Origin of the sequence: Duncaniella dubosii, from assembly GCF_004803915.1 — a bacterium.
GTDB lineage: Bacteria > Bacteroidota > Bacteroidia > Bacteroidales > Muribaculaceae > Duncaniella > Duncaniella dubosii.
The window spans coordinates 1194109-1208267 of the sequence record NZ_CP039396.1 but is presented as its reverse complement, the minus strand read 5'-3'; the positions used below and the strand labels follow the sequence as shown (position 1 = coordinate 1208267).

10 protein-coding genes and 2 pseudogenes are annotated in these 14159 nt (G+C 48.3%); 2 read left to right on the top strand and 10 right to left on the bottom strand.

Going from position 1 to position 14159, the window contains the following annotated elements:
- Nucleotides 1-112 precede the first annotated feature (112 nt).
- The 3 genes from E7747_RS05265 to E7747_RS05255 are packed head-to-tail and all read right to left on the bottom strand — an operon-like array spanning nt 113 to nt 2871.
- The gene (locus E7747_RS05265) at nt 113-706 is read right to left on the bottom strand and encodes a hypothetical protein (protein ID WP_136414549.1); all 594 of its coding nucleotides are present in this window, start codon (nt 704-706) and stop codon (nt 113-115) included.
- Nucleotides 707-716: 10 nt separating this feature from the next.
- Nucleotides 717-2099, bottom strand: a complete 1383-nt coding sequence (locus E7747_RS05260; RefSeq protein WP_136414547.1) for a lactate utilization protein B — start codon at nt 2097-2099, stop codon at nt 717-719.
- Nucleotides 2100-2124: 25 nt separating this feature from the next.
- Entirely contained in the window at nt 2125-2871 is a 747-nt protein-coding gene (locus E7747_RS05255) for a (Fe-S)-binding protein (RefSeq protein ID WP_136414545.1), read from the bottom strand.
- Between the two features lie 308 nt (nt 2872-3179).
- Between E7747_RS05255 and E7747_RS05250 the strand changes: the two genes are divergently transcribed.
- A complete protein-coding gene (locus tag E7747_RS05250) occupies nt 3180-3860 on the top strand; it encodes a tetratricopeptide repeat protein (RefSeq protein ID WP_136414543.1) in 681 nt (226 codons plus the stop codon).
- 510 nt (nt 3861-4370) lie between these two features.
- Here E7747_RS05250 and E7747_RS05245 read toward each other — a convergent pair.
- Together E7747_RS05245 and E7747_RS05240 are read right to left on the bottom strand one after the other, a co-directional pair.
- Nucleotides 4371-4778, bottom strand: a complete 408-nt coding sequence (locus tag E7747_RS05245; RefSeq protein WP_123613803.1) for a carboxypeptidase-like regulatory domain-containing protein — start codon at nt 4776-4778, stop codon at nt 4371-4373.
- Nucleotides 4779-5323: 545 nt separating this feature from the next.
- Nucleotides 5324-5572: a PepSY-like domain-containing protein gene (locus E7747_RS05240; RefSeq protein WP_168185238.1), complete on the bottom strand. Its 249-nt coding sequence runs from the start codon at nt 5570-5572 to the stop codon at nt 5324-5326.
- 364 nt (nt 5573-5936) lie between these two features.
- On the opposite strand from E7747_RS05240, the gene E7747_RS05235 reads away from it, so the two are divergent.
- Entirely contained in the window at nt 5937-9818 is a 3882-nt protein-coding gene (locus tag E7747_RS05235) for a pectinesterase family protein (RefSeq protein ID WP_136414539.1), read from the top strand.
- Between the two features lie 112 nt (nt 9819-9930).
- Here the strand turns inward: E7747_RS05235 and E7747_RS05230 are convergent.
- The 5 genes and pseudogenes from E7747_RS05230 to E7747_RS05210 form a co-directional block, all read right to left on the bottom strand.
- Nucleotides 9931-10799 (bottom strand): annotated as a pseudogene (locus tag E7747_RS05230) (methylenetetrahydrofolate reductase).
- A gap of 179 nt (nt 10800-10978) precedes the next feature.
- The gene (locus E7747_RS05225; protein WP_136414537.1) at nt 10979-11242 is read right to left on the bottom strand and encodes a hypothetical protein; all 264 of its coding nucleotides are present in this window, start codon (nt 11240-11242) and stop codon (nt 10979-10981) included.
- On the bottom strand, nt 11227-11640 hold the full coding sequence (locus tag E7747_RS05220; protein WP_136414535.1) for a WbqC family protein: 414 nt from the start codon (nt 11638-11640) through the stop codon (nt 11227-11229). The genes E7747_RS05225 and E7747_RS05220 overlap by 16 nt, the downstream gene beginning before the upstream one ends.
- A 30-nt stretch (nt 11641-11670) precedes the next feature.
- On the bottom strand, nt 11671-13134 hold the full coding sequence (gene lepB / locus E7747_RS05215; protein ID WP_136417039.1) for a signal peptidase I: 1464 nt from the start codon (nt 13132-13134) through the stop codon (nt 11671-11673).
- 97 nt (nt 13135-13231) lie between these two features.
- Nucleotides 13232-14022 (bottom strand): annotated as a pseudogene (locus E7747_RS05210) (4-hydroxy-tetrahydrodipicolinate reductase).
- Between the last annotated feature and the right edge of the window lie 137 nt (nt 14023-14159).

The following is a 14159-nucleotide window of genomic DNA, read 5'->3' as shown; positions in this document are numbered from 1 at the left end:
TACGCAACTCTCGCCGTATTTCCAATTATATTTTTCAGGGGGCAGTTATGAGAATTCCTTCTAGTGTGGACGGATGGGCTGTCATCCGACTATGATTGCAGTCAGCGAGATTTCACCTTGTGCTCCCGTAATGTGTACTGCCTCGATGTCGGCTGTGGCCGACGGTCCTGTGAAAAAACGAGCCATATCGGCCGGTCGAGAGATCGAGTGCGGAATAAGCCTGATGGAGTCCGCTGTAGATTTTTCCGGCATCCAGAATGAGATACAGGTCTGTCGAGAAAAGCGCACAGGCTGTCAGCCCGAGCGATTCCTCCGTCACCCATATTGAACCTGTCTCCCCCACACCGATGACTCCCTTGGCCACACAGATGTCAACCACATTCGCCGTATGAGGGTCGGTCTCGTCTGTCACATCGAAATTGCCCTCGAATCCCGCAACGTTTGAGTAGACAGTCTTTCCTTCAGTGCTGATGTTTTCATGCAGCCATTTCAGAGCATCCTCCCCGGATTTCACTCTGACGGCTTTTCCATCAAAACTTTCAAGCCGGGCAATGAAATTTTCAACCGGGTCGCCCTGTATATCGAACATCGGGACATCGGGGAGCGCCACTTCGCGGTGGCGCGCTGCGCCGGTTTTGATACGGTTCATAATCCTGTCTCTCGCCGACTCCTGCACTGAAGCCGAAAGCACGTCATTCCTTTCCATAACTTAATTATTAATTGGCGTTCCCCTGATTTTTCGTCCTTTTATAATATTCCCTGAAAGTTTCCTTTGGAGGATCGGGATTGGCATGGTCTTTCGCCCACGGATTGACAGATGAATTGAGCAGCCATTTCGGAAGAGTCCGCAGTGCCCATAGTCCGAGTTTTTCAGCATGGGAAAGATTGGTAGCGTTGCGGAGCACGAGTGCCATTCCGCTTTCTTCGAGTCTGTGGATAAGTTCGTCCTCATGGTGCTCCACGATTTCAGTACGCCAATAGAACACATAGTTTGGAATCGGGACTTTTACAGGGCACACATTTCCGCATGACCCGCAGTGGGTGCATGAATATGGCAGCCGGGCATAGCGGTGGAGATCGTAGCTCGGCTCAAGCACTATGCCTATCGGTCCCATGTATGTGGCATCGTAGCTGATGCCTGATGTGCGGCGGAACACAGGACATGTGTTCATGCAGGCTCCGCAGCGTATACATTTCAGCACTTCGAAATAGTCGGCGGCGAGACGCTTCGAACGCCCGTTGTCGACTATGACCACGTGCATTTCCTGTCCTTTGCGCGGACGGGTGTAGTGGGATGTATATTGGGTTATGTCGAATCCGAGTGCGCTGCGCGACAGGAGTCTGATGAAAAGCGGCAGGTCACGCTGGCGTGGGATAAGTTTTTCAATGCCCATGCTTGCCACGAAAAGCGGAGGGATGTTTGCGCTGATATCGGCATTCCCTTCATTGGTAGCCACAACTATAGTTCCCGTTTCGGCGATAGCGAAATTTACGCCACACATACCGGCGTCAGCCTTGATGTAGTGTTGTCGCATGTCTTTGCGCATGACACTGTTGAGATAATGAGGGTCGTCGATGTCAGGGTCGCTTCCGAGTTTCTCGGCAAAAAGTTTTGCCACGTCTCCGCGCAGTTTATGGATGGCCGGCATTACGATATGTGAGGGTCGCTGGTTGTCGAGTTGCTGTATTCTCTCGCCGAGGTCAGCCTCATAGATGTCGATGCCGCGCTTTTCGAGATACTCTCTCATCCCGCATTCGTCCATTAGCATGGATTTTCCTTTGGTGACTGTCTTGACTCCGTGTGAACTGAAAATTTCATAGATAATCCTGTTATGCTCCTCGGCGTCCTCGGCCCAGTGGACGTGGATTCCGTTCTCCTTCATCCGTGTTTCAAACTGCTCCAGATAGCGGTCGAGATGTGTGAGGGTGTGGAGTTTTATCTGAGATGCGAGATTGCGCATTTCCTCCCATTCAGGAATCTGTGATGCTGTTTTGTCGCGGCGCATGCGTGCAGCCCACAGACAGCGGTCGTGGCTGATGCGATGCGGTGTGTCGGCGATGAACTTAGCTCCGAGTTTGACTTGATTGACCTGACTCATATATCGAATTGTTAAGAGGCTGTTATTATTCGGCTGCCGTTCCGTTGAGGATTTCGGCTATGTAGTAAGTTTTGATGTCAATACCGAATTTACGGGCTATGCCCTGCTGGTGCATCAGACATGAGAAATCGGCGCTTGTGACATATTTAAGACCGTTTTTCGCATAGTCGCTCACTTTGTCCAGACCCTGCTGGCATGCGCAACTCTGGTCCCAGATGGCAAACGTGCCTCCGAAACCGCAGCATTCGTCGCGGCGTGTAGCGTAGCAGACTTCGAGTCCTTCTACGAGATTCAGGAGGTCGGCTGTCTTCGAATAGTTGGGAATCATCAGTTCAGTCGGTCTGGCCTGATGCAGAAAGCGAAGCGAATGGCATCCGTTGTGGAGAGCGACCCTGTGAGGAAATTTCGCCCACGGAAGACTTTTGACCTGCAAAATATCATGCAGGAAGTCAACCACATCGTGGGTAGTGTCGAGAATATGCTGCACTTCGGGAGTCTTTTCGATTGAGTCGAGATGATAACGGACCTGATCAGTGCATATCCCCGATGGAATCACCACATAGTCATAACCACTGAAGTATTTGACGAGGTTCTGCTCTATGTGGCATGCTTTACGTTCATAGCCCATATCGGTCATGGGCAGTCCGCAGCATGAAGCCTGCTCTATGTAACAGACATTCAGACCGAACCTTTTAAGAAGCTCATAGCTCGCGATTGCAGCCTGTGGCGCAAGCATATCCACATAGCATGGCACGAAGAATCCTACTTTCATTTTCTAAGAACAATAATTGAAACTTAACATTTATTACGCTCCATCTCGACCGAAAGTTCACCTTGCGATGCAAGATCCTTTCCGTTTTGTTCTGCAGTCAGTCTCCGTGCATGGCCTGAGACGTATCTTTGTGCCCTGTAACGGTTAAAGGTGAGATGTTTGTAGGGGTATGTCATTAAAATTCCCTCATATAAATTTCATTTATTGGAGAATATTCCCTAATTTTGCACATTGGAAGCGGATAACCGCTTTTAAATCCGCATTTTAGCATATTTTTAAGTTAAATAAATCAAACTAATCACATAAAAATGGCAAATAACAAGCCCGTAGAAGAAACCCGTACCTCGATCGACGAGGTAAATGACACTCTTACCGGTATCGGTGAAAAAGTCCAGAGCAATCCAAAAGTAATAGTCTGGGGCTGCATCGCAGTCGCTGCAGTTGTTGCTGTCATCCTCATTTATGTCTATGCAATCCGCCAGCCGGGTCAGAACGCCGCCAACAATGCTCTCGGTCAGGCCGATATCGAGCTTCTCATGGGCAACGATTCAGTGGCTCTCGCCAAATATCAGCAGGTTGCCGCCGACCACGGTTATGATGCCGGCAATCTCGCAAACCTCAACGCCGCTATCATTCTCTACAAGGAAGGCAAGTATGAAGAGGCTATCGGCTATCTTAAGAACTATTCAGCATCGGAATCAGTAATCGGTGCTTCTGCAAAGTCGCTTGAAGGTGACTGCTATGTCAATCTCAAGCAATATCCTCAGGCTATCGACTGCTTTAAGCAGGCTGTCAAGATTTCTGACAATAATCCCCACTACACTCCGGCTTTCCTTCTGAAAGAGGCAACAGTGCTCCGCGAACAGAAAGATTTCAAGGCTGAGGCTGCCGTCTATGAGCAGATTCTCAAGGATTATCCCACTTATGGTTCTGAAATCGGCGTAGATATCAAAAAGTATCTTGAACGCGCTCAGGACGCTGCAAAATAAGTCGACGAGGCTTAAAACTGAAAAATAAAATAATAAAGACGGCTGTCTGGACAGATGAAACCAGACAGCCGTCTTTATTATTTTCGCTATTTATATAGTCTTCTCTGCGTGTCTCTCTACCGATTAGAGCAAGGGGACGTAAAGACAACGATATGGGAAATGTGAAAGGCATGAATGTCTTTACAATGTTCGGCCTCCATGCTCTGACATAGAGACTGAACATTGTGAATAGGCTGGTTCAAGAATCCGTCTCATGTGATTTCATATCCGTTATTAAAACGACCTTTAAATAAGTAGGGAATCTCGTAGGCATCACGCCCGGAGATTCCCTTGATACACATAATTAAGATGCTGTTTCTAATTACAATAGTTCGGTAAAATTTGCATATTCAATTGAATATCAATAAGATACAACAACAATTCAATATCAATGCAAACTATTGTGTATCAGTGCGATACAGCTATGCCTGCTCAAAAATTACCGAACTGTTGTAATTATGTAGCACTACATTATAAATGTGATGATGTAGATGTCTTTTCTTGAGTAGTGGCCGAGTATCCGAGTGACTTTTCGGAGCGTGAGATGCCGAGGGCTGTAACCACTACTTCGTCAAGGAGTTCGGAATTAAGTCCGAGGACAATTCGTATTTCGCCGTTTGTAATCGGTACTTCCTGAGAGGTCATCCCGACATAACTTACGCGAAGTGATTTTGCACTCTGTGGCACGTTTGCGATGACGAATTTTCCGTCGAGGTCTGTGTTTGCGCCCAATTGGGTTCCCACAACCGTGACGGATGCTCCCACGACGGGTTCTTCATCGTCGCCTGAAATGACAATTCCTTTTACGGTCCTGTTCTGTGCGCTGGCGCTCAGAGTAAGGGCAAGGAGTGTCATCAGCAAGAAAAATAGCTTTTTCATACTAATTGGAATTAAACATATATAAACTGCGATAAAACTTTTATTAACATAAAAACATTAAATGATAATTATTATCTAATGATGATTTATTGATTGAAACTGACATTTGCAAAACTGCATATTGTTGTTTTTGCGGGGCTGTTTGTGACAAAAAGTCGTTATTTGTGGGTTATAAGTTTCAATTTGTTTGTTTTATACTTTGCAAAGGAACAAATAAAAATTAATAATACCTAAAAATTACCCCCCCCGAATATTAAAATATATTAATGAAATATGTTAATAATGATTAAACAGAGGTCTCGATACAGGATAGGTCTTACGTGTATTATATATGTTATTTGGAAATTAGTCGGTTTGTATGCTTGTTTGGTCTTGATTTCAGGCTTAAAAAAGGATTGCCACTGCAAGATACCATTAATTGATTGGTAGTAAAGTCGGGTTATGTCAGTAAAACAACGATAAGTTTGAAACTATCGCGAAAAAAGCGCCTCTCCCTCCCCGGGATGAGACGCTGACCGTATGGAAATGAGATGTATTGTAAAAGTTTAATCGAGGAAACCGAGGAATTTATAGGTTGTGTCAAACGCGAGCTCCTGACCGTTAATCAGTTCGAGTTCATAACCGTATATATCGCGTGAAATCTCGTTGACACCAGTGGTGGTTGAGAGGTCTGGTAGCTGTTCTTCAATTTCAAGAGGCACTATACCTGCCGGAAGGACTTTTCCACGCGGGGCATCGACATCGGTCCAGTTTCCGTCGGCATCGAAATCAATTTCGAGACCGCTGGCAAACAATACATCGTAGGAGGATGCTCCGGTGATGTTTCCTTGGTAACCTTTATGACTTCATCTTCGCCGAAGAAATCAGATATGAAACTCTGTGCCCTTGATGGCAGATCCTTGACAGGAATGCGGATATCATCCTTGTCATCGTCATCGGAACAGCTCCAAGTAACACATGAAAATACGCACAGCATAAGTAATAAATAGATTTTTTCATCGTAAAACGTGTTTGTTGGTATAATATGTTTTAAATATTAAACGTAAATTGGGCATTTTTGTTGCTAAACATTCGTTAAATTTTAGTTGTTGCTGATGTGTGTAATGATATAATTAGTATATTTGCAGCTAATTAACTAACTAACTTAAATCATACTTAATGAAACAAATCTACCGCTATCTTGCAGTGGCGACTTTCATGTCGGCAGGATGGTTCTCTATGCCATTGTCTGCCCAGCAGCTTGGTGAGAATGACCCCGCATGTGTCGTCGAGAAGTGGAGCGATGCTTCACCTTCTCCTAAAATCATCGACATTAACTTTTCGGAAACCTCATGGCCGAATACATGGGGGGACAGCGGCACTGCCATTAATTGTCCGGAGTTCGATTCCGGCGTTTATGTAAATGCCGTCCTGTCAACACCGGTGCTCGGAAGTGACGGTGTGGCATATCCGGTGCTTTTCCATAACTGCACGTTTGCTACAAAAGCTTCGAGCAATGGCGCAGCGGCATCAACCGCAGCTTTTGCACGCCAGTATTACGAGTTTGCAAATGCCACAACTTATAACGATTGGACGCAGCCGGGCCATACGGTCTATCTGGAGGATAATATTGTCATGGAAGGAGGCAAGCCGGTCAAAGGAGAGGCCGGATTCGTACAGATGTGCCGCAACGCATCGACCGACCGCGTCAACTCGCTCCACGGCTGGATGGAAATCGACCATATCCCCTATGTGGAGCGCATACAGTGGTCTTGGTCATCGACTTCTTGGGGGCGCGGTATCAAGTGTGACATCAAGGTAGGCGACGGTGACTGGGAGCCTCTCGTATGGATGGGTTCCGAGAAGCATAAAAGCGGATGGACAATATTCTCGGACCAAGGCTATTTCATGGAGAACGTAATTGATAAGAAAGATGTGTCGCTGCGCTGGAGAGTGTGGGACGGAGACGGGGCGATGAAGACCGATGCGCAGGTTCAGGTAGCTCCGTTTAACTGGGAGGCAATCAATCCTCTTACACAGCGTCAGGCTCCGCGCGTGCATAAACTTCAGATTTTCGGCGATAAGATCACCGCCGAGCAGGCTGCCTATGCAAAGGCCAATCCTGTCGGGGATGTAGGTGAGCTTACCGACCTGTCAAAGTTTAATGGCAATGGCGGAAATGTCTCAGGAACACCGGCTCCCGACGATGACGCGGAAATCACTCTGCTTTATGTCAATCAGGACGGCAGTGGCGATTACACTACCATTCAGGCTGCCATCAATGCTGTGCCTGACGGCAACAGAGGAATCATCTACATAGCCCCCGGAGTCTATGACGAGAACATTTATTGCGGGACCAAGCAGAAGCATGATAAATTCATTTCGCTTATCGGAGAGGATGCAGAATCGACAATTCTCACATCGTCGGTTGACAGAGGATCGGCAAACAAAGGTAACAAATACACCGATTGTGCGGCACTCAACGTGTTTACTTCACGTTTCTATGCTGAAAATCTGACCATCCGCAACACCTCCGGCAATGTCGGTCAGGCAGAGGCTCTCTATATCTGCGCTGACGCCCACATTCTGAAAGACTGCATCTTGTCGGGCTATCAGGATACGTATAAATCCAACGTCGGTGGCCGAGGCTATTTCACCGGCTGTACAATTTCCGGTGCTACAGATTTCATCTATGACGGAGGTCTCGAATGGTTTGAGAATTGTAAGATTGTTTGTGTGAAGGGTGGCGGTTACATTACAGCTCCGGCCGACGCATGGCTTACGCTCTCGCGTGCGGTATATCCCGAGCTTACGGATGCCAAGTTCTATGCCGGTCTCTTCTTCCGCGACTGCGATATTACAGCTGAGGACGGTGTGGCCGCAGGTGCTTATTATCTCGGCCGCCCGTGGAAAGAGAAATCAGGTTCGATGTTCATCAGATGCCGTCTCGGCTCTCACATCAACAAACTTGGGTGGAAGGACTGGAGCGGAGCTGAAAACACATCGTCGCTCTATGAGTATAAGAATACCGATGCGTCGGGCAATCTTATAGCTACAGACTCTCGTGCATCGTTCAGCCGTCAGGCCAACGATGAGGAATTTGAGAAATATATGAATCCCGAATTCCTTTTCTCCAAGGCTTCGAACGTTCCGTTTGATTATTCCTCCATTCTTGCCGGAGTGTCCGCTCCTGAAAAGTTCACTGTCACTCCCTCGGCTTTTTCTTGGGAAAGCGACGGTTCTGCGGCCGGTTATATAGTTTACCGCGACGGCAAATTTGTCAAGATTACATCTGACAACAATTTTGAGTTGCCGGAAGGTGATTCTGCCTCTGACTATAGTGTGGCTGCTGTTTCACGCCACGGCGTGACTTCCGACCCTGTAAGGGTATCCAAGTCGCAGCGTCCTCTCGCATTCCCGACAGCTGAAGGTTTCGGTAAATATGCCACCGGTGGCCGTGGCGGTAAAGTGGTCAAGGTTACAAGCCTTGCCGACAATACATCGGAAGGCACTCTGCGCTGGGCATTCCAGCAATATAAGGATGAACCTATAACCATTGTGTTTGAGGTAAGCGGTGAAATTCGTCTTGCATCTGATTTGCGTGTCAACCGCAAGAACTGGACTCTTGCCGGACAGACAGCTCCGGGCGAAGGCATTGTAATCACACACAATAAAGTCAACTTCGGTGGTTCGCAGAACTTCATCGTGCGTAATATTCGTTTCCGCGTCGGCCAGAAGAACCTTGCCGGTACAATCAACGCTGTAAATGCTCTCGGCGCTGAAAACTGTGCCAATTTTATCATTGACCACTGTTCGTTCGGATGGTCTGTGGAAGAGAATATGAACACAGCCGACTCCCACTTCCTTACCGTGCAGTACTCGATGATTCATGAAGGCCTCTATAATGCCGGCCATTCGAAGGGTGCTCGCGGATATGGTTGCCAGTGGGGCGGTTCGCCTGCCACATACCATCATAATCTTCTCGCCCATAACAACTCGCGATCTGCCCGTCTGAATGGTGCGCGTGGAGAGGACTTCGTGGTGTTCATGGAGTATATCAATAATGTGAACTATAACTACGGTAAGCGTGGTGGATGCTACGGTGGCGAGAACACAGCCAATATTTCGTCATACAACGGTCTGAACTCAGCCCATGAATGTAACTTCATGAACAATTACTACAAGCCCGGACCTGCATCGGATAAGAACAGGGTTGAATTTGTAAATTCAAGCTATGCCCGCAAAGGCGCTACTTCGTGGGCACCTGCCAAGTGGTATGTAAACGGCAATATCGCTGAGGGCATAGATGCCGCTAATGCCGACAACTGGAAGGGTATGGCCGTAGAGACCTATAAGCTTGATGATATACGTGTCGACGAGCGCATTGTGACAAAGACTCCGTGGTATAAATACAGTGTCGTCAGCCCGCTCGGACAGTATGTCCCTGAAGAATATATGCTTTATGAAATCGAAAGTGCCGAAGAAGCCTTCAAGACTGTGGTCGAGAAGGCCGGAACAATCAACCGTGACGCGGTGGAAAGACGTGTCGCCACTGAGGTTCGCGATGGTAAGGCATCGAATGGAAACAATGGCATTATTGACACAGAGAATGATGTCGAAGGCTTCTTTGAATATGACGGGAACTATACAGTGCCTGTAGACAGTGACGGTGACGGTATGCCTGACGAATGGGAAAAGGCCAACAATCTTGACCCGAACGTGGCAGACAACAATCGTGTGAATTCTGAAGGCTACACAGCTCTTGAGGTATACCTCAGCTCACTCATGGGCGAAGTCCTTACGAATGACTTCCAGACGAGCGGAATTGACAAAGTGTTGGTTTCTACCGAAGTTGTCTATGACCCGGTTTCCCACAGACTGCTTACCGGCTATGAGGCCGATGGCGCTCTTCTTGAAATCTATGGCCTTGACGGCCGTATGGTCGATATGATGAAGATCAGAGGCGGAGAAACTTCGCTCGAACATCTCAACAACTCAGTTTATCTCCTGCGCATCAGCTCTGACAGCATTACACCCGTAGTCCTCAAGGTCAAGCGTTAATATCGCTTCGCCCTGAGCGACGGTAAAAATAACAGACCTGCTGTTCAACCGGTTCGGAATTGTTTCCTATGACCGGGAACAGCAGGTCTGTTGTTTTTGTAATACCGTAGTCCTAATAGATTGCCTGTGCGATGCGGCGCACGGAGTCGGAGGCCATAAGGGTATAGAAATGTAGACTTGGCACGCCATTCGCCATAAGGTCGCGACATTGGGCTATGCACCATTCGATTCCTACTTCTTTGACCTGAGCGTCTGATTCGCATCCGCGCAGTTCGGCAGCGAGCGGCTCAGGAATTTCTGAGCGGAAAATTTTCGGGAGGACATTGAGCTGGTTTTTAAATACAATTGGCTTGATTCCGGAATGATGGGGACGGTTATGCCGGCCTTTCGGCAACGCTTGACATATGCGTAGTATTTTTCATTGTCGAAAAACATCTGGGTGACAAGATAGTCTGCGCCCGCATCTACTTTCTGTTTGGCATAGTAGATGTCTGATTCCATATTTGGCGCTTCTTCATGTTTTTCCGGGTAGCAGGCCATGCCATAGGAAAATGGTGTCTCATTGGCTTCGAATCTCTCTCCGTCGGCATATATGCCGAGATTGAAATTGTTGACCTGTTGCTGGAGGTCGGTGGCATGGAGGTTTATCTTAGCCGGATCATCGGATTTTTCGGGCCCCTTTGTGTCGCCGCGGAGAAGAAGAAGGTCGTGGACACCGAGAAAATTGAGGTCAATCAGAGCATATTCCGTCTCTTCACGTGTGAAACCTTTGCAGATGATATGTGGGACAGCTGTAATCCCGTATTTATTCTGTATGGCCGAGGCTATTGCTACTGATCCGGGCCGTTTGCGCATCTTTTGAGGGCGGAATGAACCGTCGGGCATCTCTTTGAATATCATCTCGCTGCGATGGGAGGTGATGTTGATGTATTTGGGCTCAAATTCACGCAGTTTGTCTATGATGTTGTAGACTTTGAGGATGCTGTTGCCCTTGATCGGAGGAAGAATCTCGAACGAGAATGCTGTAGAGCCGGGATTGGATCTGAGATGGTCGATGACTCTCATGGCGTTTATAAATTTGACGTTAGTTTATGTGAGATGTGTTAAGGGGGTGTAGGGGATGTTTTTGGAGTTGAGGAGAAGCAAGGAATAGGGAACTTTCAGAATTCTCGTCCGGCTACGCGATCAAGATATATTACGGCTTCCGGGCCGAGGTTGAAGATCAGGTCGAGAACAGAAAGATTACTGATGAAACCGATTTTGTCGGCACGCACCTGCCAGTAATGAGGTAGGTCATGCGTTTCACATTCAGTGTCAGTCCGTCCGGGTTTAATGGGGGCAGTAAGCGGAGAGATGGTTTCTCCGGCAGCTGATATGTCAACCGGCAATGGCAACATCAGTCTGTTTCTTATCCATCCGTCCATGCGTCTGAGAGATTCTTCAGAAGCGGAAAGCGCTCCTCGACTCCGGCAGTCAGCATCGGGAGCAGCGAATCTGCGTAATACTCGAAAAATGGTGTACGGCCGTAGGCGCTTTCAAGGGAGATACGATGGATATCCCACCAGTTGCCGTGGGTTGATATTTCAATATCCCCCCAGCAGCATTGGCTGCTCGGCGGTTTGGCTATAGGAACGGTCAGTTCGAGCCGTCCGCGTGTGTCGGCGATTGCAAAACGATGTGTGACCTTGAACCGTTTGTCGAAACGCCTCTTCCAGTCAACGGCTGTAGTTTCGGCTGCACTGACATTCACATAGTGCTCCACTGACCCGCAGAATACGGGAGGGAGCACTGTGATATTGCCGGTGATAGTTTTGTTTTCCATCAGAATCAGAGACGTGGAGCGGACAGAGGATTAATATTTATCGACGTTGGCCTCACGGAAGATTCTGTTCCAGCGGATGCCGCCGTTCAGAATGGATTTGTCCTTGTCGAATGAGATAAGCACTCTTTCGGGACGGCCGACTATGTGATCTTCGGGAACGAAGCCCCAGTAACGTGAGTCGAGCGAGTTGTCACGGTTGTCGCCCATCATGAAATAGTAGTCCATCTTGAACGTATAGCTGTCTTGCGGTTGACCGTTGATGTAGAGTTTACCGTCGCGGAACTGAGCATCGTGATTGCCTTCGTAGTCACGGATTACGCGTCCGTATATCTGCCATGCCCGCGGTCCCATCTTAAGGCTTGCACCTTTCTTTGGAATCCACAGTTCGCCGTAGTCGGCACGTGTCCAGTCTTCGCTTACGATGTCCGGATAGAGCGGTTCGCCCTTCGGAGCGGGCATTTTCATCAGTTTTGCGATATTCGGATTGCTGTTGAGCGCTTCAATCATGGCCGGGGTGAGAGGCGATGCGTAGATTGAGGGCACAGATCCGTCGGGATTCACGGTGAAACCGAGAGACCGCAGTCCGGGGACATCTTCAGCTGTGACAGGGACTTCATGACGGTCATCGACAGAGATTCCGAGTTCATTCCAGTCAGCCTCCGACATGCTTCCCTTTTTCATCTGGAAGTAGTAGTTGAACTGGACGTTTTCAGGCTGTTTCATAGCTTCCCCGTTTATATAGATCACACCGTCGACAATTTTGATTCTGTCGCCCGGCAGACCTACGCAGCGTTTCACATAGTTTTCTCTGCGGTCGACCGGCCGGTAAATAACCTCGCCGAAAGTCTGAGGATTGTTGTAGATGGCATCACGGCCATACATTTTGACGAGAGTGTAGTAGTCGGGATTCTGGACTTTGACTGCAACAGTGTCTCCCGCCGGGAAGTTGAACACTACGATGTCGCCACGCTTCACATTGCCGAATCCTTTGAGACGTTTGTATTCCCACTGGGGTGATTCGAGATATGACTTGGTATTGATGATTGGGAACGTGTTCTGTACCAAGGGGAAATGGACCGGGGTCATCGGGACTCTCTGCCCATAGGCCATCTTGTTGACCCACAGATAATCGCCGACAAGCAGTGACTTTTCAAGCGACGAGGATGGTATCTGATAGTTCTGTCCTATGAACGTAAATACGAAATATACGAGTATAAGGGCATAGACTATGGCATCCACCCAGCTCATGATTCCGCGTACAACGGGATTTTTAGAGCTTTTCCACCATGTCAGAGGGATATAGCCGGTGATGTAGATGTCAAATAGAAGAAACCAGAAGATAAGCACCCACCAGCTTCCGAGCCATGCCACCCATAGAAAAAATAAGAGCGACACGAGGGCGAATCGTATCCAGCGTGTTTTGCGGTTGGCTTTGACACGGCGGATAAAATCGTCGGTAAAGCTTTTTGCTTCCTGTCGGGAATCGGTTGTCATTGTCATTGCAGAATTCAGGTCTGGGAAAAGAGGATTGAAGTTTATGTTGCAGAAAAGGGGAGAGGTCTGTTGTGGTTTTGGGGATTACGGCTTGTTTTTAGAGCAGTTCCTCCATCATGGTCTCAATGGTGAAGATTCCTTTGCGTCCTGCGATCCATTCGGCTGCCATTACCGCGCCAAGTGCGAAACCGTCGCGGCTTTTTGCGCGGTGGGTGATTGAAATGCAGTCGACGGCAGAATCCCAGTCGATGGTGTGTGTCCCGGGGACTTCGCCTTCACGGAAACTGAGCACGGGGAGTGCGTCGGTATCCATCGCTGGTTTCTCTATAGTGGCTTCGATTTCCTGCGGGGTCATGGAGGCGTTGTTCTCGTCAATCCACACGATGCCTTCGTCGGCCAAGAGTTGATCCGGCTGTTATCAGCGATGATGCCTTCGGCGAGTGTGATGGCTGTACCTGACGGATGGTCAAGCTTGTGGACGTGGTGAGTCTCATACATGTGTGGCATATATTGCGGGAGATGGCTCATCAGTGCTGCGAGCTTACGGTTGACGATATTGAAAACATTGACACCGATTGAAAAGTTGCTTGAGGCAAGAAGAGCGCCGTCGAGTTCGCTGACACGTTTCTCGACTTCTTCGCGCCGGGACGCCCATCCTGTAGAGCCGCATATAACAGGCACACCTGCGGCTGCGGCGCGCATCACATTGTCGGGGGCGGTTGCCGGAGTGGTGAATTCTATTGCAGCATCAGCCGAGGCGAATGCGTCGCTGTCGATGTCAGCGTTGTTGTCGACATCTATAATCGAGACTATTTCATGACCCCGTTCGCGGGCTATGCGCTCAATCGCATGTCCCATCTTTCCATATCCTATTAGAGCGATTTTCATAATTTTATAATTAACATAAAGTGCAAAATTACAAAAAAATCCGTTTAGTTTGTAGGGTTAGGTTAAAATCCGTACATTTGCAGGGAGAAGCACCGCTTACAGGCTTCCGGGAGTCGGTTTACTTTTTTTCGACGTTG